The 19670-nt window shown below is 71.5% G+C and carries 19 protein-coding genes and 3 tRNA genes; 12 read left to right on the top strand and 10 right to left on the bottom strand.

The window, feature by feature from the left end:
* Positions 1-28: 28 nt before the first annotated feature.
* The 4 genes from IE275_RS31130 to IE275_RS31145 form a co-directional block, all read right to left on the bottom strand.
* Positions 29-1957 (bottom strand): ABC transporter ATP-binding protein, encoded by a 1929-nt coding sequence (locus IE275_RS31130; protein ID WP_189715315.1) that lies wholly within the window; start codon positions 1955-1957, stop codon positions 29-31.
* Entirely contained in the window at positions 1957-3690 is a 1734-nt protein-coding gene (locus IE275_RS31135) for an ABC transporter ATP-binding protein (protein ID WP_189715317.1), read from the bottom strand. Before IE275_RS31135 ends, IE275_RS31130 begins: the two co-directional genes overlap by 1 nt.
* 151 nt (positions 3691-3841) lie before the next feature.
* A complete protein-coding gene (locus IE275_RS31140) occupies positions 3842-5296 on the bottom strand; it encodes a xylulokinase (RefSeq protein ID WP_189715318.1) in 1455 nt (484 codons plus the stop codon).
* Between the two features lie 51 nt (positions 5297-5347).
* Entirely contained in the window at positions 5348-5653 is a 306-nt protein-coding gene (locus tag IE275_RS31145; protein ID WP_189715320.1) for a YtxH domain-containing protein, read from the bottom strand.
* Positions 5654-5812: 159 nt separating this feature from the next.
* Between IE275_RS31145 and IE275_RS31150 the strand changes: the two genes are divergently transcribed.
* The 9 genes from IE275_RS31150 (at position 5813) to IE275_RS31190 (ending at position 10278) form a co-directional block, all read left to right on the top strand.
* Positions 5813-5885, top strand: a tRNA-Asn gene (locus IE275_RS31150).
* Positions 5886-5890: 5 nt separating this feature from the next.
* Positions 5891-5963: transfer RNA gene (locus IE275_RS31155), tRNA-Asn, on the top strand.
* A 179-nt stretch (positions 5964-6142) separates the two neighbouring features.
* Positions 6143-6216: transfer RNA gene (locus tag IE275_RS31160), tRNA-Ile, on the top strand.
* Between the two features lie 133 nt (positions 6217-6349).
* Positions 6350-6634 carry a hypothetical protein gene (locus tag IE275_RS31165; protein ID WP_189715322.1) on the top strand — a complete coding sequence of 95 codons (285 nt, stop codon included), beginning with the start codon at positions 6350-6352 and terminating at the stop codon, positions 6632-6634.
* A gap of 232 nt (positions 6635-6866) precedes the next feature.
* Complete coding sequence (locus tag IE275_RS31170; protein ID WP_189715324.1) at positions 6867-7571, top strand: TetR/AcrR family transcriptional regulator; 705 nt, start codon at positions 6867-6869, stop codon at positions 7569-7571.
* A gap of 147 nt (positions 7572-7718) precedes the next feature.
* On the top strand, positions 7719-8708 hold the full coding sequence (locus IE275_RS31175; RefSeq protein ID WP_189715326.1) for an NAD(P)-dependent alcohol dehydrogenase: 990 nt from the start codon (positions 7719-7721) through the stop codon (positions 8706-8708).
* A 120-nt stretch (positions 8709-8828) separates the two neighbouring features.
* Complete coding sequence (locus IE275_RS31180) at positions 8829-9191, top strand: ArsR/SmtB family transcription factor (protein ID WP_189715328.1); 363 nt, start codon at positions 8829-8831, stop codon at positions 9189-9191.
* Entirely contained in the window at positions 9188-9727 is a 540-nt protein-coding gene (locus IE275_RS31185; protein ID WP_189715330.1) for an SRPBCC family protein, read from the top strand. The genes IE275_RS31180 and IE275_RS31185 overlap by 4 nt, the downstream gene beginning before the upstream one ends.
* Positions 9724-10278: a TIGR03086 family metal-binding protein gene (locus IE275_RS31190; RefSeq protein ID WP_189715332.1), complete on the top strand. Its 555-nt coding sequence runs from the start codon at positions 9724-9726 to the stop codon at positions 10276-10278. Before IE275_RS31185 ends, IE275_RS31190 begins: the two co-directional genes overlap by 4 nt.
* A gap of 34 nt (positions 10279-10312) precedes the next feature.
* On the opposite strand, the gene IE275_RS31195 is transcribed toward IE275_RS31190, so the two are convergent.
* The gene (locus IE275_RS31195; RefSeq protein ID WP_189715334.1) at positions 10313-11149 is read right to left on the bottom strand and encodes an SAM-dependent methyltransferase; all 837 of its coding nucleotides are present in this window, start codon (positions 11147-11149) and stop codon (positions 10313-10315) included.
* A gap of 109 nt (positions 11150-11258) precedes the next feature.
* Here IE275_RS31195 and IE275_RS31200 point away from each other — a divergent pair, with 109 nt between their 5' ends.
* A complete protein-coding gene (locus tag IE275_RS31200; RefSeq protein ID WP_189715336.1) occupies positions 11259-12461 on the top strand; it encodes a cytochrome P450 family protein in 1203 nt (400 codons plus the stop codon).
* 90 nt (positions 12462-12551) lie between these two features.
* Here IE275_RS31200 and IE275_RS31205 read toward each other — a convergent pair whose 3' ends face one another.
* The 5 genes from IE275_RS31205 to IE275_RS31225 are packed head-to-tail and all read right to left on the bottom strand — an operon-like array spanning position 12552 to position 17152.
* A complete protein-coding gene (locus IE275_RS31205; RefSeq protein WP_189715338.1) occupies positions 12552-13727 on the bottom strand; it encodes a DUF475 domain-containing protein in 1176 nt (391 codons plus the stop codon).
* Complete coding sequence (locus IE275_RS31210; protein ID WP_189715340.1) at positions 13724-14116, bottom strand: universal stress protein; 393 nt, start codon at positions 14114-14116, stop codon at positions 13724-13726. Before IE275_RS31210 ends, IE275_RS31205 begins: the two co-directional genes overlap by 4 nt.
* Complete coding sequence (locus IE275_RS31215; protein WP_189715342.1) at positions 14113-15618, bottom strand: tripartite tricarboxylate transporter permease; 1506 nt, start codon at positions 15616-15618, stop codon at positions 14113-14115. Before IE275_RS31215 ends, IE275_RS31210 begins: the two co-directional genes overlap by 4 nt.
* Positions 15618-16151, bottom strand: coding sequence for a tripartite tricarboxylate transporter TctB family protein (locus IE275_RS31220; protein ID WP_189715344.1), 534 nt, complete (start codon positions 16149-16151; stop codon positions 15618-15620). Before IE275_RS31220 ends, IE275_RS31215 begins: the two co-directional genes overlap by 1 nt.
* Positions 16148-17152, bottom strand: coding sequence for a Bug family tripartite tricarboxylate transporter substrate binding protein (locus tag IE275_RS31225; RefSeq protein ID WP_189715346.1), 1005 nt, complete (start codon positions 17150-17152; stop codon positions 16148-16150). The genes IE275_RS31220 and IE275_RS31225 overlap by 4 nt, the downstream gene beginning before the upstream one ends.
* 97 nt (positions 17153-17249) lie before the next feature.
* Here IE275_RS31225 and IE275_RS31230 point away from each other — a divergent pair, with 97 nt between their 5' ends.
* A complete protein-coding gene (locus IE275_RS31230; protein ID WP_189715348.1) occupies positions 17250-18890 on the top strand; it encodes a sensor histidine kinase in 1641 nt (546 codons plus the stop codon).
* The gene (locus tag IE275_RS31235; protein ID WP_189715350.1) at positions 18887-19564 is read left to right on the top strand and encodes a response regulator; all 678 of its coding nucleotides are present in this window, start codon (positions 18887-18889) and stop codon (positions 19562-19564) included. Before IE275_RS31230 ends, IE275_RS31235 begins: the two co-directional genes overlap by 4 nt.
* Positions 19565-19670 lie beyond the last annotated feature (106 nt).

The following is a 19670-nucleotide window of genomic DNA, read 5'->3' on the forward strand; positions in this document are numbered from 1 at the left end:
CCCTGCCGGTGGTGCCTGTCGGCGGTGCCTAGTCGACCTCCGCGACCGCCTGCGCGAACTGCGCCTTGTACAGGCGGGCGTACGCCCCGTCCGCCGCGAGCAGCTCCGCGTGGGCGCCCTGCTCCACGATCGACCCGTTCTCCATCACCAGGATCGTGTCCGCGTCCCGGATGGTGGAGAGCCGGTGGGCGATGACGAACGAGGTGCGTCCGTGCGCCAGCTTGGCCATCGCCTTCTGGATCAGCACCTCGGTGCGGGTGTCGACGGAGCTGGTGGCCTCGTCGAGAACCAGGATCACCGGGTCGGACAGGAACGCCCGCGCGATGGTGATCAGCTGCTTCTCACCGGCGCTGACCCCGCTGCCCTCGTCGTCGATCACGGTGTCGTAGCCGTCGGGCAGGGTCCGGACGAACCGGTCGGCGTGGGCCGCCCGCGCCGCCTCCTCGATCTCGCCCCGGGTGACCTCGCGCGAGGCGCCGTACGCGATGTTCTCCGCGATGGTGCCGCCGAACAGCCAGGTGTCCTGGAGCACCATGCCGATACCGGCCCGCAGTTCGTCCCGGGTCATCGACGCGATGTCGACGCCGTCGAGGGTGATGCGTCCGCCGGAGACGTCGTAGAACCGCATCAGCAGATTGACCAGGGTGGTCTTGCCGGCGCCCGTGGGGCCGACGATCGCCACCGTGTGGCCCGGTTCCACGGCCAGCGACAGATCCTCGATCAGCGGCTTCTCGGGGTCGTACCGGAAGGCCACGTCCTCCAGCGCCACCCGCCCGCGCAGTTCGGCGGGACGCTGTGCCGGGACCGGGTCGGCCTGCTGCTCCTCGGCGTCCAGGAGCTCGAAGATCCGTTCCGCCGAGGCCACGCCCGACTGCACCAGGTTCGCCATCGACGCGACCTGCGTCAGCGGCATCGAGAACTGGCGGGAGTACTGGATGAAGGCCTGCACGTCACCGATGGAGAGCGAGCCGGACGCGACGCGCAGCCCGCCGACCACCGCCACCAGCACGTAGTTGATGTTCGACACGAACATCATCAGCGGCTGCATGACCCCGCTGTTGAACTGCGCCCTGAACCCGGCCTCGTACAGCGCCTCGTTCTGCTCGGCGAACTGCTCGGCCGACTCCTGCTGGCGGCCGAACACCTTCACCAGCGTGTGCCCGGTGTACATCTCCTCGATGTGGGCGTTCAGCTTGCCGGTGGAGCGCCACTGCTGCACGAAGTGCGGCTGCGACCGCTTGCCGACCCGGGTGGCGACGACCGCCGACAGCGGCACGGTCACCAGCGCGACCAGCGCGAGCAGCCACGACACCCAGAACATCATCGCCAGCACACCGACGATGGTGAGCAGCGAGTTGACCAGCTGGCCCAGCGACTGCTGGAGCGTCTGCCCGATGTTGTCGATGTCGTTGGTCGCCCGGGAGAGCACCTCGCCGCGCTGGCGCTTGTCGAAGTACGACAGCGGCAGCCGCGACAGCTTCGTCTGGACGTCCTCGCGCATCCGGAACATCGTGCGGTTGACGGCCCGGTTGACCAGGCGCGTCGCCACCGCCATCAGCAGACCGGCGACCAGGAACACCCCGAGCGCGAACAGCAGGACCTCGCCGACCCGGTCGAAGTCGATGCCCTTGCCGGGGGTGAAGTCGGTGCTCTTCAGCATGTCGGCGACCGAGCCGTCGCCGCGCTCGCGCATCGAGTCGAGCACCTGCTCCTTGGTGGCGCCGGCCGGCATCTCCCGGCCGACGATCCCGGAGAAGACCAGGTCGGTGGCCTGGCCGAGGATCTTCGGCCCGATCACGTTCAGGCCGACGCTGAGCACCACGCAGAACAGCATCGCGTAGAGGGTGAGCCGCTCCGGCTTGAACTGGGCGAGCAGCCGCCGGCCGGACACCTTGAAGTCCAGCGAGCGGTTCTCGGGACCGGTGCCGGCCATCATCCGTCCCATGGGCCCGGCCATCAGGCGGCCTCCGCTTCCGTCAGCTGGGAGAGCACGATCTCCCGGTAGGTCTCGTTGTCGGCCATCAGCTCACGGTGGGTGCCCGTGCCGACGACCCGGCCCTCGTCCAGGACGATGATCCGGTCCGCGTCGCGGATGGTGGCCACCCGCTGGGCGACGATCACCACGGTCGCCTCCGCGGTCTCCTGCCCGAGCGCCGCGCGCAGGGCCGCGTCGGTGGCGTAGTCCAGGGCGGAGAAGGAGTCGTCGAAGAGGTAGATCTCCGGCCGCTGCACGAGCGTGCGGGCGATGGCGAGCCGCTGGCGCTGACCGCCGGAGACGTTCGTCCCGCCCTGGGCGATCGGGGCGTCCAGCCCGTTCTCCAGCCCGCTCACGAAGTCCTTGGCCTGCGCCACCTCCAGCGCGTGCCACAGCTCCTCGTCGGTGGCGTCCGGGTTGCCGTAGCGCAGGTTGGTGGCGACCGTACCGGCGAACAGGTACGGCTTCTGCGGTACGAGCCCGACGGTCCGCGCCAGGAGCACGGGGTCGATCTCGGCGACGGCGACCCCGTCGACGAGGACCTCGCCGTCGGTGGCGTCGAACAGCCGGGGGACCAGCCCGAGGAGGGTGGACTTGCCGCTGCCGGTCGAGCCGATGACGGCGGTCGTCTCACCGGGCCGCGCCACCAGGTCGACGGCCTTCAGAACGGGCTCCTCGGCACCCGGGTAGCGGAAGCCGCCGCCCCGGATCTCCAGATGCCCGTGTCGGCGCAGCTCGCGCACCGGGGCCACCGGCACCACCACCGACGACTCGGTGTCCAGCACCTCCTGGATGCGCTCGGCGCACACCTCCGCGCGCGGCACCATCATGAACATGAAGGTGGCCATCATCACGGACATGACGATCTGCATGAGGTAGGCGAGGAAGGCGGTCAGGTCGCCGATCTGCATCCCGCCGCTGTCGATCCGGTGGGCGCCGAACCAGACCACCGCGATCGACGACAGGTTCACCGTGGTCATGACCACCGGGAACATGAACGCCAGCAGATTGCCGGTCTTGAGGGAGATGTCGGTCAGATCGGCGTTGGCCTTGCGGAACCGCCCCTCCTCGTAGCCGTCGCGGACGAAGGCGCGGATCACCCGGTTGCCGGTGATCTGCTCGCGCAGCACCCGGTTCACGGTGTCCAGCCGCACCTGCATCGACCGGAACAGCGGCCGCAGCCGCCGCACGATCAGCGTCACACAGATGCCGAGCACGGGGACGACGGCGACCAGCACCGCGGACAGCGGCACGTCCAGGCCGAGCGCCATGACGATGCCGCCCACGCACATGATGGGCGCCGAGACCATCAGGGTGAAGGTCATCAGGGCCAGCATCTGGACCTGCTGCACGTCGTTGGTGGTCCGCGTGATCAGCGAGGGCGCGCCGAAGTGGCCGAGCTCCCGGGCGGAGAAGGACTGCACCCGGTCGAAGACGGCGCCCCGCACGTCCCGGCCGAGCGCCGCCGCCGTGCGCGCGCCGTAGTAGACGGCGCCGATGTTGCACACGACCTGGGCCAGCGAGATGCCGATCATCAGGCCGCCGAAGGACAGGATGTAGCCGGTGTCTCCTTCGACCACGCCGTTGTCGATGATGTGCGCGTTCAGGGTGGGCAGGTAGAGGGTGGCGCAGGTCTGTAGGAACTGGAGCAGCACCAGCAGGGCGATGGGTTTCTTGTAGGGCCTGAGATAGGTCCGCAGAAGTCGTATGAGCACGCTACGTCTCTCGCAGTCGGCGGGAGGGGCATTGGTTGCCCCTGGCCCCTATCGTGGAACACTCCACCCGCGTTACCTCAACCCATTAAGCCGACAGCGATGTGCTATGCGGCCTTACGGGTACACGTCACGCACCTCTGGTGGGTGCGCCTCACACCCGGAACGCTCCCGGATGCGTCTGCTCCCGCACGGACACGTACTGCTGGCGCACCGCCTGTCCCACGGCCAGTTCGTCGCCCGGGTCGAGCACCTGGGCCGCCGCCCCCTGCCAGACCGGCGGGGTCCGCGGATCGAGCGTGCCCTGCTGCGCCCCGAGCGCCCACGCGGCCTGCCGCGCCGCCCCGATCGCCGCGTAGTCGGCGGGCTGCGGTACGACGACCTGCGCGCCGAAGAGCGCGGGCGCCGCCGCCTGCACGGCGGGCAGCTCGGCCGCGGCGCCGAGCAGGAAGACCCGCCGTACGTCCACGCCCCGCCCGCGCAGCACGTCCAGCGCGTCCGCGAGCCCGCACAGCATGCCCTCGAACCCGGCCCGCGCGAAGTGCTCGGGCTTCATCGACTCGCGCCGCAGGCCGGCCAGGGTGCCGGCGGTGTGCGGCAGGTTCGGCGTCCGCTCGCCCTCCAGGTAGGGGAGCAGGACCAGCCCGTGCGAGCCCGGCGTCGACTTCATCGCCAGCTCGGACAGGCTCTCCAGGTCGGGCACCCCGAGCAGTTCGGCGGCGCCGCGCAGGGTCCGTACGGCGTTCAGGGTGGTGACCACCGGCAGATGCATGCCCGTCGCGTCCGCCAGGGAGGTGATCATCCCGCTCTGGTCGACGAGCGCCTCGGGGTGCACGGCCATCACGGAGCCGGACGCGCCCAGGGACACCACCGCGTCCCCGAGCCCGATGCCCAGACCGAAGGCGGCGGCCATGGTCTCGCCGGTGCCGGCGGAGATCAGCAGCCCCTCCGGGGTCGTGCCGGCCGCCTCGGACGGGCCGATCACCTCGGGCAGCATGACCTGGTGACCGAGCGCCAGCTCGACGAGGTCGGGCCGGTAGCCGCCGGTGGCCGCGGACCAGTAGCCGGTGCCGGACGCCCCGCCCCGGTCGGTGGTCCGTCTGACCGGCCGCCCCAGCAGCTGCCACACCAGCCAGTCGTGGGCCTGGAGCAGCACGGCGGTGCGCTGCGCGGCGTCGGGCTCGTTCTTGGCGAGCCAGCGCAGCTTGGTCACCGGCTGTCCGGCCTGCGGCACCGACCCCACGGCCTGCGCCCAGGCCTCGCGCCCCCCGAGCGCGTCGATCAGATCGGCCGCCGCGACCTGCGCCCGCTTGTCACCGCCGACCATCGCGGGCCGCACGGTGTTGCCCTGCGCGTCCACCGGCACGACGGCGTTCTGCTGCGCGGACACACCGATGGCCTGGACGCCCTCCAGGAGGCCGCCGCCGGCCGCCTCACCGAGGGACAGCAGCCATGCCTGCGGATCGACGTCGCTGGGCCGTGCCCCACCCGCGGGCCCCTCCAGCGGATGCGGCGCGTAGCCCTGCCTGAGCACGGCTCCGGAGTCGGCGTCGCAGACGACGATACGAGTGAAATCGGGCGAACTGTCCAACCCGGCGACTATCCCCATGGTGAAAATTCTGCCGCACCGCGCGGGGTGACCGTGTCGGGCCCGCACTCACTAGGTGTTGCTGGTGCCCCAGTCGTCCCCGCCGCCGTCGTGCGCGCTGCGCTCCCGCAGCGAACGGACCCGCCCGGCGACCGACTCCGGCATCCGGTCGCCGACCTTGTCACTCACCACGTGATAGGCCCGGCCGGCGAACTGGCGGCTCTGCTGCGCGGCCGTCTCGGCGGTGTTGCGCACGGCGGGGTTCTGCGCGACTTGACGCGCGGACTTCTTCAACTGCTCGTAACGCTCCCGCCCGGCCCGCGTGCCCAGCACGTAACCCACGGCGAGTCCGACGACGAACGTGAGCCGGTAGCGCATGACGGCCACCCTTCCCTTGTGTACGTCCCTGGCACGGTCAGCGGCGCCGGGGGGAACCGATTGGCGGAGCACCCCCCTGCTTGCGCTAATGTATGTGTCGCAGCGAGCGAGCGCCCCCTGGCGAATACCCAGGTAGGTACGTTCGATGCAACGAGGCATTCCCCTGTAGCTCAATTGGCAGAGCAGCCGGCTGTTAACCGGCAGGTTACTGGTTCGAGTCCAGTCGGGGGAGCTCGGTCCTCCGTAGCTCAATTGGCAGAGCAGCCGGCTGTTAACCGGCAGGTTACTGGTTCGAGTCCAGTCGGGGGAGCATCGTGAACGAGGACCCCGTAGGGGTCCTTTTTCATGTCGGTGTCACGCCGACGGGAACCGCGCAGGCAGCAGCGCGGTCTCCATGGTCGTACAAGGTCGACCAGCCGAAGCGTGAGATCGTATGAGCGGCTATGCTGCGGCAGACGGCGCGCACACATGTACGCGACACGCCGCTATGGGGCGGTAGCTCAGCCGGTTAGAGCAGCGGACTCATAATCCGTCGGCCGTGGGTTCGAGTCCCACCCGCCCCACTTCTCGCTACGCGGGAAGAACCGTTTCCACCTGCGATGAACCCCCGAGCCCCTTCGAGCGAAGGGGCTTACGTCGTTCCTGACGCAGCTCGGCCGGGATGCGAGGCGGTTCCCCCCGTTGGATGGTGGAGCCATGAACCATCGCCCTCACCAGTCCCAGCGGACGATCGAGATCGACACCCGGCTTCTCACGACCGGTGCCGTGCTGACCGCGGCCGGTGCCGTGGTGGCGTGCTTCGGCATGACCATCGCGGCCGTCGCCGTGTTCACGGCAGGCCGGCGCATGATTCGCGGCATGGAGGTGCCGCCCGGTCAGCAGGCGGCCATGAAGTGGCGACAGGCCAAGGAGGCGTCCCTCGCGGGCATGCAGGCGTGGCAGTCCGCGTCCGACGCCCAGAAAGGCTCGCTCGCCCGCTAGGGCCTTCCCTTCGGGCGAAGCCGCTCCTCCGCCCGCCGGGTCCCGATCCCGGTGGGCGGAGTCGGTGTTGCCGCCGGTCGGACGCCGCTCGGGCATGCTCCGGCACCTGACGTACCTGACGCACCGACAGCCGACGTCCGCCCGGCGCCCGCGCACGGCCGCACCGGGGGGACGTTGTACCTTCGTCGAGGGGAAGGGCGGTCGGCTCCGGGCCTTGCCCCTACGAGAGGGGATGGTGGGGATCACCACGCAGGCCGGCTCCGCCACACAGCCCCGCACACCGCTGAGCAAGGTACGGGTGCTGGACGCCGCCGTCGCCCTGGCCGACGAGGGCGGGGTCGACGCGCTCAGCATGCGCAAGATCGCGCAGGCGCTCGATGTCGTCCCGATGGCGCTGTACAAGCACGTGGCCAACAAGAACGAACTGCTCGACGGCATGATCGACGTCCTCGTCGGGGAGATCGACCCGCCGGCCGGCGACACCGACTGGAAGACCGCCGTCCGCCGACGGGTGCTGTCTGCCCGCCGCATGCTGCTGCGCCACCCGTGGGCGCCCGAGGTCATCGAGTCGCGGATCAAGGCGCGGTCCACCCCGACGCCCGCGGTCATGGCGTACCTGGACTCGATGATCGGGATCTTCCGGGCCGGAGGGTTCTCCGTCGACCTGGTCCATCACGCGCTGCACGTCATGGGCAGTCGCCTGCTGGGCTTCTCCCAGGAGCTGTTCCAGGACTCGTCCGACGGCGAGCCGGATCCGGACGCGTTGGCGCCCGAGGAGATGGCCGCGCGCTACCCCCACATCACCGAACTGGCCATGGCGGTCGCCCACGACCAGGAGTCCGTCGTCGGCTCGGGCTGCGACGACCAGTTCGAGTTCGAGTTCGCCCTGGACCTGACGCTGGACGGTCTGGAGCGGCTCCGGCTCGGGACCCGGTAGCGCCCGCCCGAGGCGCTCGGCCGTCTTCGTCGCCCTCACGCACTCCCTTCCGCGGCACCTCCCCCCACCCCTTGACGGGTGTACGGCGTACACCTACCGTGCCGTCATAGGGGTGTACGCCGTACACCCCTACGGGAGGAGGTCCGGATGAAGGCGATCGTTCAGGAGCGGTTCGGCCCGCCGGAGGTGCTGCGGGTGGCGGACGTCGACCGGCCGGTGGCCGGGGCCGGGCAGGTGCTGGTGCGTGTGCGTGCCGCCGCGGTCAATCCCTACGACTGGCACATGATGCGCGGCGACCCGTACGTGGCGCGGCTGCTGGGAGCCGTGGGTCTGGTCCGGCCGAAGTGCCGGGTGGCCGGGATCGACGCGGCCGGACAGGTGGAGGCGGTCGGCGCCGACGTGAGCGGACTCGGGCCCGGCGACGAGGTGCTGGGCTTCTGCCCGGGCTCCTTCGCCGAGTACGCGCTCACCACGCCGGAACTCCTGGTGCCCAGGCCCGCGAGCCTGACCTTCGAGCAGGCCGCGGCCGTACCGATGGGGGCGGTGACCGCGCTGCGCGGCATCCGGACCGTGGGCCGGACGCGGGCCGGGCAACGGGTGCTGGTCAACGGCGCCGGCGGCGGCGTGGGCACGTTCGCCGTACAGATCGCCGCCGCCCTGGGCGCGGAGGTCACCGGGGTGTGCAGCGCCCGCAACGTCGACCTGGTGCGCTCCCTGGGCGCCGCGCACGTCGTCGACTACGCCCAGGAGGACTTCACCGACCGGGTCGCGCACTACGACGTGATCCTCGACAACGTGGGCAACCGTCCGCTGGGCCGGCTGCGCCGGGCGCTCGCCCCCACGGGGACCCTGGTGGCCAACGGCGGCGGCTCGCCCGGCCGGGTGTTCGGGGCGATGGGCTCCCTGCTGCGGACGAGCGCGGTCGACGTGTTCGCCCGGCAGCGGCTCCGCCCGATCCTGCCGTCGGCGCCGGCCGGGCCGACCCACGAGGACCTGCTCGCCGTCACCGCGCTCATCGAGTCCGGCAGTCTCACCCCGGTGGTCGACCGGACCTACTCCCTGGCCGACACCGCCGCGGGCGTATGTCATGTGGAGCGCGGCCACGCCCGCGGCAAGGTCGTCGTCACCGTGGGGTGAGCACCCGGGGCGGTGGACCCGCTCGGGTGGTCTGCCGCGCGTTGTTCAACTCGCTGGTTGACAACGCCGGAGTGCGAGCCTAAGGTATTTAACCAATCGGTTGAATATGTGAGGTGCGTGATGGCCGACGACCGGCTGTCCCAGGTGTTCGCCGCCCTGGCCGACCCGACCCGGCGCGACATGGTGGCCCGGCTCGCCGCCAAGGACGCCACGGTCAACGAACTGGCCGAGCCGTACGACGTCACGGTGCAGGCCGTGTCCAAGCACATCAAGGTCCTGGAGGACGCCGGCCTGGTGAGTCGCAGCAGGGACGCCCAGCGGCGGCCCTGCCACCTCGAAGCAGAGGTCTTCGACCTGATGACGAAGTGGATCGAGCGATACCGGAGAGAGGCGGAGGACCGTTTCCGTCGTCTCGACGTGCTCCTCGAGCAGATGGACGAGCAGCCGGTACCGGGAACCCCGACGGAGGAGGCGGCGTCATGAGCGCCACCGGCACGCAGCACCACAACGAGACGCGGATCGTGGCCGACCCGGCTCTGCCCACGATCGTGATCACCCGGGAGTTCGACGCTCCGCCGGAGCGGGTGTTCCGGGCGTACACCGACCCCGATCTGGTCGTCCGGTGGCTCGGCCCTCGGCGGCTCACGATGTGGATCGAGCGGTACGACGCGCGCAGCGGCGGCTCCTATCGCTACGTGCATCGCGAGGACGACGGGACCGAGTACGGCTTCCACGGCGTGTTCCACGAGGTGCGCCCCGACGAGCGCATCGTGCAGACGTTCACCTTCGAGGGCTTCCCCGACGGCGTCAGCCTGGAGACGGCCGTCTTCGAGGACCTCGGCGGCCGCACCCGGGTCACCACCACGTCGCTCATGGGCTCCATCGAGGACCGCGACGCGATGATCTCGAGCGGCATGGAAGGCGGCCTCCGCGAAGGCTACGAGCGGCTCGACGAGCTGCTCGACGGCGGCCGGAGCGACAGCGCCGACCGACACACCGACAGGGAGATGACGTCATGACCGAAGCGGCCGACGAACACCGCACCGTCGCGCGCGTATTCACCGACCGGGTGCGCGGCACGCGTCCGGAGGCATGGGACGACCCGGCGCCGTGCGAGGGATGGGTCGCCCGAGACGTGGTGCGTCACCTCGTCGAATGGTTCCCGGACTTCCTGAAGGCCGGCGCGGGCGTCGACCTGCCGAAGGGGCCGTCGGTGGACGACGACCCCGTGGCCGCCTGGACGGTGCACAGCGACGCGGTGCAGGCTCTCCTCGACGATCCCGCCACGGCGGAGCGGACGCTGTCGAACGAGCACGTCGGACAGCTCCCGCTGGACCGGGCGGTCGACCAGTTCTACACGTCCGACGTCTTCCTGCACACCTGGGACCTGGCGCGGGCCACCGGCCAGGAGGAACGCCTCGATCCCGGCAGGTGCGCCCGGATGCTCGACGGGATGCTGCCGCTCGACGAGATCCTCCGCAAGAGCGGACACTACGGCCCACGTGTCGACGTGCCCGAGAGCTCCGACGTGCAGACCCGCCTGCTCGCCTTCATCGGCCGCAAGCCCTGACGCCCGGCCGCCGGGTGCCGCCCGCCGCGGCGACTCAGCCCCGGCGTCCCGTCAGGCGCACGCCGCCGACGGCGCCCGTCGTGAAGAGGGCGCTCACGGTGTCGTAGAACCGCAGCAGACGCTCGGCGAGGGGCCTGCCGTGCAGGTGGGCGCGGTTCTCGAAGTCGTGCCGGAAGGCGGCGGCGCGGTCGCGGACCCAGGGCAGCCACAGGGCGGTGGCGTCCGTCCAGGCCACGTCGATGAGGCCGGACCCGGCGAGGTCCTCGCGGTAGCGGGTCTCGTCCGGGAGGTAGGGGCAGGCGACGAGGTCCGCGAGGTCGGCCCGCTCCCCGGCGGTCAGGGGGCGGCGGGCGTAGAAGTCCTCGACGTAGAAGGTGCCTTCGGGGCGCAGGAGGTCCCGGCAGACGCCGAAGAGTCCGGCGCGGTCCGGGATGTGCAGGATCGCCAGCAGGGAGATCAGATGGTCGTAGCTCTCGGACCAGCCCGTGCCGCCCAGGGTCAGGGCGTCCGCCCGGACGGCCCGGACGCGCTCCGACAGCCCGCACAGCGAGGTGAGCTCCTCGCTCAACCGGTGCAGTTCCGGCTGGAGTTCGACCGCCGTGACCCGGCAGCCGTACCGCTCGGCGAGATAGCGGGCGGGCCCGCCGAGCCCCGCGCCGATGTCCACGACCTCCGCGCCGGGCCCGGCGCCCAGCCGCGTGACGGCGTGGTCGAGTGCCCGGTGGCCGAGGTAGTGCAGCTGGTCGTACGGTTCGAGGTCGGCCGGGGTGGGCGGGGCGGGGCGGTCCAGCAGCGGGGCCAGGGCGTCGCGGACGTGCTGGAGGTCGTACAGGGCCATGCCGTCGAAGCGGCTGTCGCGGTGTTCCGTCACGGCCCGCATCCTTCACCGCGCAACGGCACGGCGGCGGCCGCCCGGACCCGTGGCGCCTCCCCGGGCGAGGGGTGCGGCGCGGCGGCCGCGGGTGTCTAGGGTGGAGCCCATGTCCCCCACAACACCCGCACCGCAGACCGCCGTTGACCCCGCCGAGCTGCTCGCGGACCCGTACGCGGTGTACGCGCGGCTCCGCGAGGCGGGACCCGTCCACCGCATCACCGGAACGGATGGTCTCCCGGCCTGGCTGGTCACCCGCTACGACGACGTCCGCCAGGCCCTCGCCGACCCCCGGCTCGCCCTCGACAAGCGCCACGCGAAGCCCGGCGGCTACCACGGGCTCGCGCTGCCGCCCGCGCTGGACGCGAACCTGCTGAACATGGACCCGCCGGACCACACCCGTATCCGGCGGCTGGTGGTGAAGGCGTTCACCCCGCGCCGGATCGCCCTGCTGCGCGAGCCCGTCCGCGAGGCCGCCGACGCGCTGCTGGACGCCATCGCCCCGCTCGGCCGCGCCGACCTCATCGCCGCGTACGCCGGCCCGCTGCCGATCACCGTGATCTGCGATCTGCTGGGCGTGGCCGAGAGCGACCGGCCGGACTTCCGGGTGTGGACCGACGCCCTGGTCGCCCCCGATCCCGCCCGTCCGCAGCGGGCGAAGGAGGCCGTCCGCTCCCTGCTGGGCTATCTGGCCGCTCTCCTCGCGTCCAAGCGGGCCGACCCCGCCGACGATCTGCTCTCCGACCTGGTCGCCGTACGCGACGAGGAGGACCGGTTGAGCGAGGACGAGCTGATGTCACTGGCCTTTCTCGTCCTGTTCGCCGGGTACGAGAACACCGTCCACCTGATCGGCAACGCCGCCCTGACCCTGCTCACCCACCCCGAGCAGCTGGCCGAGGTCCGTGCCGAGCCCGGCCGGCTGGGCGACGCGGTGGGGGAGCTGGCCCGCTACGACGGCCCCGTCCCGCTGGCGATCCGCCGTTTCCCCACCGAGGACATCACCGTCGGCGGGGTCGGCATCCCGGCCGGGGAGACCGTCCTGCTGTCCCTGGCCGCCGCCCACCGCGACCCGCGCCGCTTCGCCGACCCCGACCGGTTCGACCTCGGCCGCGACGCGAGCGGCCATCTCGCCCTGGGCCACGGCATCCACTACTGCCTGGGCGCACCGCTCGCCCGCCTGGAGACCGAGATCGCCCTGGCCGCACTCCTGGAGCGCTTCCCCCGGCTCGCCCTCGACGTCGCCCCGGACGCCCTGCTCTGGCGGCCCTCGATGCGGTCCCGCGGCCTGCGGGAGCTTCCGGTGCGGTACTGACGGGGAGCGGGCCCGGTCGGGCCCCGGCCGGACCGGGCCCGCTCCCCGCCCGGTGCCGGACCGGCCCACCCGGCCCGGCACCGCCGTCCGTCACGCGCCCGACGTGACCTCGGCCTTGGAGTCCGAGGCGGTGTCCCGCGGGTCGTCCCCCGCGCCTTGCGGCCCCTCCGGGTCCGCTGCCGCGAGCGCCCTGTTGCGGCGGACCGACGACAGGAAGGACGCCGCGATCAGCACCACTCCGATCAGGCCGGTGACGATCTCGTCGATCTGGTGCTGGACGGTGACCAGGAGGATCCCGGCGAGGGCGCCGATCGCGTAGTGGGCGCCGTGCTCCAGGTAGACGTAGTCGTCCAGGGTGCCCTGGCGGACCAGGTAGACCGTGAGCGAGCGGACGTACATGGCGCCGATACCGAGGCCGAGGGCCATCCAGAAGATGTGGTTGGTGATGGCGAAGGCGCCGATCACGCCGTCGAAGGAGAAGGACGCGTCCAGGACCTCCAGATAGAGGAAGAGGAAGAACGCGGCCTTGCCGGCGAGGGCGGCCACCGAGACCGGCCGGCCCTCGGCGCGGGCCTTCTCCTCCTCCGCGTGCTCGTGTTCCTCCTCGTCCTCGAGCCGGTCCTCGAAGTAGCCGGAGAGGCCGCCGACCACGAGATAGGTGATGAGCCCGGCGATCCCGGAGAGCAGCACCGTCGCGGACCTGTCCGCGTGGCCCGTGCTGACGTGCGCCTGGGCCGCGAAGGTCGTCGCCGTGATCAGCAGGGCCGCCAGGGCGACGCAGACGGACAGCATGTCGACCTTGCCGAGCCTGGCCAGCGGGCGTTCCAGCCAGGCCAGCCACTTGATGTCCCGGTCCTCGAAGACGAAGTCGAGGAAGATCATCAGCAGGAACATGCCGCCGAAGGCCGCGATCGCCGGGTGGGCGTCGGTGACCAGGTCCTCGTACCGCCCCGGTTCGTCGAGGGCCAGCCGGACCGCCTCGACGGGGCCGACCTCGGCGCTGATCGCGACGATCACGACCGGGAAGACGAGCCGCATGCCGAACACCGCGACCAGGATGCCGAGGGTGAGGAAGATCCGCTGCCAGAAGGCGTTCATCTTCTTCAGGATCCCGGCGTTGACGACCGCGTTGTCGAAGGACAGCGAGATCTCCAGGACACAGAGGATCAGGACGATCCCGAAGGCCTCCCACCCCCACTGCCAGGCCGCGAAGGCGAGCCCGAGCGCCGTGACGGCCAACGACCAGCCGAAGGTCTTGAGGATCATGCCGCCGCCTTCACCGCGAGGACCGGGCAGCCGGCGTCCAGCAGGATCTGCTGTGCGGCGGAGCCCATGATCAGTTTGCCGACCGCGCTCCGCCGCCGGAGCCCGATCACCACCAGGGACACCTCGGCCCGCTCGGCCAGGGCGACGATCTCCTCGGCCGCGTCGCCGCCGAGCACCTGCCGGACGTCGAAGTCGACGCCGAGGGCGGCCAGGTCCTCGCGGACATGGGCCAGCTCGGGCTCCTGCGCGAACCGCGGGTCCACCAAGGCGTCGCCGCGCGAGGTGTTCAGCACCAGCAGCTTCTCCCCGCGCAGCCGGGCCTCGTCGATTCCGGCGCGCAGTGCCGCCTCACCCTCGGGCGAGGGGACGTATCCCACCAGGACGGTCATGCTCGGACTCCCTCTCGGGACAGGGGACGGGGGACGAACCGCCGGACCAGCGGCCAGAGGAGCACCAGGGCGATCACCGTGTAGACGGCGTAGGACACCGGCCCGCCCACCAGGCCCGACAGCTCGCCGCCGGACAGTTGCAGCGAGCGCCGGCCCTGGAGTTCGGCGCGCGGGCCCAGGATGACGCCGACGATCAGCGGCAGCACCGGCAGTCCGAACCGGCGCATCGCGAAGCCGAGGAGGCCCAGGATCAGCAGCAGGAACAGGTCCAGGGGCTGTGCGTTGACGGCGTAGGCGCCCATCGAGGCGAAGAACAGGATCCCCGCGTACAGATAGGGGCGCGGGATCCGCAGCAGCTTCGCCCAGGCCGGCGCGAGCGGCAGGTTCAGCAGGAGCAGCAGCAGGTTGCCGACGAACAGGCTGGCGATCAGCACCCACACCAGGCTCGACTCGCGCGCGAACAGCAGCGGGCCGGGCTGGATGCCGTACGACTGGAAGGCGGCGAGCATCACCGCGGCGGTCGCGTTGGTCGGCAGGCCGATGGCCAGCATCGGGACCAGGGTGCCCGCGGCGGAGGCGTTGTTCGCGGCCTCCGGGCCCGCGACGCCCTCGATGGCGCCCTTGCCGAACTCCTCGGGGTGCTTGGTCAGCCGCTTCTCGGTCGCGTACGACAGGAAGGTGGGGATCTCGGCGCCGCCGGCCGGCAGTGCGCCGAACGGGAAGCCGAACAGCGTGCCCCGCAGCCAGGGCTTCCACGACCGCTTCCAGTCGCTCTTTCCCAGCCAGGGCCGGCCGACCGGGATGATCTCGGCGGGTCTGCGCCGCAGATGCGCGGCCACCCACAGCGCCTCGCCGACGGCGAAGATGCCCACGGCGACGACGACCACGTCGATCCCGTCGGCGAGCTGGGGTATGCCCAGGGTCAGCCGCTGCTGCCCGGACACCGCGTCGATGCCCACCAGGCCGACGGTCAGGCCGAGCAGCAGGGAGACCAGGCCGCGCAGGCGGGAGGCGCCCAGGACGGACGTGACCGCGACGAACGACAGCAGCATCAGCGCGAAGTAGTCGGGCGCGCCCAGGCTGACCGCGAAGTCGACCACGAACGGGGTCACCAGGACCAGCAGCAGGGTGCCGATGGTGCCCGCCACGAACGAGCCGATCGCGGCGGTGGCCAGGGCCTGCGAGGCCCGGCCCGCCTTGGCCATCTTGTTGCCCTCGATGGCCGTCACCACCGAGGACGACTCCCCGGGGGTGTTCAGCAGGATGGAGGTGGTCGAGCCGCCGTACATGCCGCCGTAGAAGATGCCGGCGAACATGATGAACGCCTGGACCGGCTCCATGCCGTAGGTGACCGGGAGCAGCAGGGCCACGGTCATCGCCGGGCCGATGCCCGGCAGGACGCCGACGGCGGTGCCGATGACGACGCCGACCAGCGCCAGCAGCAGGTTCATGGGGGCGACGACGTCCGCGAAGCCCTGCATGAGGTTGTTCAGGTTGTCCATCACAGGATTCCTTGCAGGACACCGGCCGGGAGGTTCACACCGAGCCCGATCGCGAAGGCGTAGAACGTGGCGAGGGACAGCGTCACCGCGATCAGCAGATTGCGTACGTAGTGCCGGTTGCCGAGGGCGAAGGCCGTTCCCCAGAACAGCAGGGTTCCGCTGATCACCCAGCCGAGCGGCTCGATCAGCACCGCGTTCACCACGAACGCGCCGGTCAGCAGCAGTACCGTGCGCCAGTCGCTGCCCTGGGAGAGGTCGACGTCCTCGCCGGCCTCCGGCTCGCCGCGGCCGCCGCGGGCCACGTCGACGGCGTACAGGGCGGCGACCACCACCAGCAGGACGCCCAGGGCCAGCGGCACCGCGCGCGGTCCGACCGGGTCGGTGCCGCTGGTGATGTGCGGGATGCCGAGGCCGTCCACGATCACCGCCGTGCCCAGCAGGGCGAGGAACGCGCACATGCCGTACTGTGCGCGGTCCCCGCCCCGGGGCGGACGGGTCTCCCGCGTGGTCAGCTCGTCCGTCGCGGAGCTCATGCCAGCCCGAGCTCGGTCAGCAGGCTGGCGACGGACTTGTCCTGGTTCTTCAGGTAGGTGCCGAAGTCGTCACCGGTGACGAAGGCGTCGGTCCAGCCGCGCTTGGTCAGCTCGGCCTTCCACTGCTCGGAGTCGTGCATCTTCGTCATGGCGTCGATCCAGGTCTTCTTCTGCGCGTCGCTGATCCCCGGAGGGGCCACGATCCCGCGCCAGTTGGTGAAGACCAGGTCGATACCGGAATCCTTGAGGGTGGGGGCGTCCGCGACCGCCTCGATCGGCTTCTCGCTGGTCACCGCGAGGACCCGGACCTGGCCGGCCTCGATCTGGTCGAGGAACTCGCCGAACCCGCTGGCCCCGAAGGCGATCTTGTTGCCGAGGATGGCGGGCAGCAGCTCGCCGCCGCCGTCGTAGCCGACGTAGTTGACCTGCTTCGGCTCGATGCCCACGGCCTGCGCCAGCTGCATCGGCAGCAGGTGGTCGGGGCCGCCCGGCGAGGAGCCGCCGCCCACGGCCACCTTCTTCGGGTCGTTCTTCCACGCGGTGACCAGGTCGCCGATCGTCTTGTACGGGGAGTCCTTGGAGACGACGATCGCGCCGGCCTCCTCGATCAGCTTGGCGATCGGCGTGGTGTGGGTCAGCTTGGCGGACGACTTCGAGGTGTAGGCGGCACCGACGACACCCAGGCCCATCTGCATGGCCAGCTTTCCGTTGCCGTCCTCGTTCACCAGGCGCTGCAGGCCCACGGTGCCGCCGGCGCCGGGCAGGTTGTACACCTGGACCCCGGAGGCCACCTCGGAGTCCTGCATGACCTGGGCGACGGTCCGGGCGGTGGTGTCGTATCCGCTGCCCGGGGTGTTGGGCACCATCAGCCGCAGACCGCTGACGGGCTTGTCGCCGCCGCTTGCGGCGTCCTCCTTGTCCGCGGTGGCGCCGCAGGCACTGACGGCGAGCAACGACACGGTGGCAAGAGCGGAGAGAAACGCGGCTCTGCGAGATCTCATGGCTCATCTCTTTCGCTTGGGCGGGTCCGGCGCCATGATTGTGCGATCCCTCGGACACCCCGTCTGCCTTGTGTGACCATTGAAGGTTGAGTTCATTGTGGTCGTGACGTCCCGCCGCCCCACGCTCGCCGGTGAGCTGCTGGTACTCCAGCTCGCCATCGTGGTGGTCGTGCTGGTCGCGGTCGCCGCGGTCTCGCTGGCGCAGTCGAAGGCGACCTTCGACCGGGTCGAGGGACGCCGGGTCACCGCCCTGGCCGAGGAGCTGGCCGGAAATCCCCTGTTGCGCAGCCAGCTCGTCAGCCCCGCGCCCGCCGAGACCCTCGCGCCGCTGCTCCAGACCCGGCGGACCCAGTCGAACGTCTCCTCCGTCACGGTCGCCGACGCGTACGGCGAGATCGTCGCCGCCACCGACCCCACCCTGGTCGGCGCCCGGCTGCCGGTCGCCGGGCCCGAGGCGGCCCAGGGGCGCGGCTGGTCGGGGGAGCTGGCCGTGGACGGGGTGCGCGAGCTGGTGGCCCAGGTCCCGGTGCTCGGCGCCGACCCGGACCACCTCGGCGACCATCTCGGCACGGTCATGATCGGCCGGGTCTCCCCGACGGTCTGGCAGCGCCTCGGCGGGGCCTCGTCCTATCTGCTCGCCTACCTCGGCATCGCGAGCGTCCTCGGGGTGGCCGGCTCCTGGCTGCTGGCCCGGCGGATCAAGCGCCAGACCCTCGGCCTGGAACCGCGTGAGATCGCCGGCCTCGCCGAGCACCGCGAGGCCATGCTCTTCGGCCTCGCCGAGGGGGTGGTCGCCCTCGACCCGCAGCTGCGGCTCACCCTGGTCAACGAGGTCGGCCGCGGCCTGCTCGACCTCCCCGAGGACTGCGTCGGCAGCAGCCTCGCCGACCTGGGCATCGAGGGCAGGCTCTACGACGTCCTGGCCGGCACCGGCGCGGAACGCCGCGACGAGGTGGTGCTGCGCCGGGGCCGGGTGCTGGTGATGAACCGCATGGACGTCACCAAGGACGGCCGCCGCCTCGGCTCGGTCACCACCCTCCGGGACCGCACCGAACTCGCCCAGCTGGAGCGCGAGCTGGGCTCCTTCCGCAGCAGCACCGAGCTGCTGCGCGCCCAGGCCCACGAGTTCTCCAACCAGCTGCACACCATCTCCGGGCTCATCCAGATCGGCGAGCACGACGAGGTCGTCCGGTACGTCCGCGCCCTGCGCCGGCACCGGGAGTCGCTCGACCTGACCCTCACCAGCCGGGTCCGGGACCGGGCCGTCGCCGCCCTGCTCATGGCGAAGTCGGCGCTCGCGGCGGAGCGCAAGGTCCGGCTGCGGATCTCCGACCGCACGGCCCTGGACAAGCTGGAGCCCACCGACTCCGCGGACGTGGCGACCGTGCTCGGCAACCTCGTCGACAACGCCCTCGATGCGGCCGCGACGGCCGCCGGCGACCACGACGAGGCCTGGGTGGAGGTCGAACTGCGCCAGGACGCCTCCAGCGTGGAGATCGTCGTCCGGGACTCGGGGCCGGGGGTGGCCCCGGAGCTGGCGCAGGAGGTGTTCCTGCACGGCTTCACCACCAAGGCCGCGCAGGGCGGCGACCGGGGGATCGGGCTCGCGCTCACCCGGCTGGTGTGCACCCGCCGAGGTGGCGAGGTGTCGGTGTCCAACACGCAGGAAGGCGCCATGTTCATCGCCTGGATGTCCGTGGGCCGGCTGACCGGCCGGGAGCCGGAGGGAGTCCGATGATCGACGTGCTCGTGGTGGAGGACGACTTCATGGTGGCGCGGATCCACCGCGGGTTCGTCGACAGCGTCGACGGCTTCCGGGTCGTCGGCACGGCGAACTGCGGCGAGCAGGCGCTGACCGCCGCCGCCGAACTCCAGCCCGACCTGGTCCTGCTGGACCTCTATCTGCCGGACATGTTCGGCCTGGACGTCGTCCCCCGGCTGCGGACCGCGGGACACGACTGCGACGTCATGGTGATCAGCGCCGCCCGGGAGGCGGAGGCGGTACGGGGCGCCGTCCGGCAGGGCGTCGTCGACTATCTGCTGAAGCCCTTCGACGCCGCGGACCTCAGGGAGCGGCTGGAGCGCTACAGCTCCCGGCGCGGCGACCTGGCCGCCGGGACGGTCCGCGGCCAGGCCGACGTCGACCGGGCGCTCGGCCGGGTCGCGGCCCCGGCGGCGGCGCCCACGCTCCCGAAGGGCATGAGCGTGGAAACCTCGGAGCTGGTCGAACGCGCCCTGCGCACGGCCGACGGCACCCTGTCCGCGGCCGAGTGCGCGCTGCGGGTCGGCATCTCCCGCGTCAGCGCCCGCCGTTACCTGGAGCATCTGACGGTCACCGGCCGGGCGGTGGTGACCCTGCGGTACGGGCAGGCGGGGCGGCCCGAGCGGCGGTACCACTGGCAGCCGTCGTAGGCCGTGGGCCCCGGAGCGGATCGATGGAGTGGTTCTGCGCGCCGCTGACCGGTCGTTGGCGTGCGGCGGGAGATCGGCAGCGCAGACTGTCGGCGTTCTCGTGCGA

It is taken from the genome of Streptomyces phaeofaciens (assembly GCF_014648915.1).
Taxonomy (GTDB): domain Bacteria; phylum Actinomycetota; class Actinomycetes; order Streptomycetales; family Streptomycetaceae; genus Streptomyces; species Streptomyces phaeofaciens.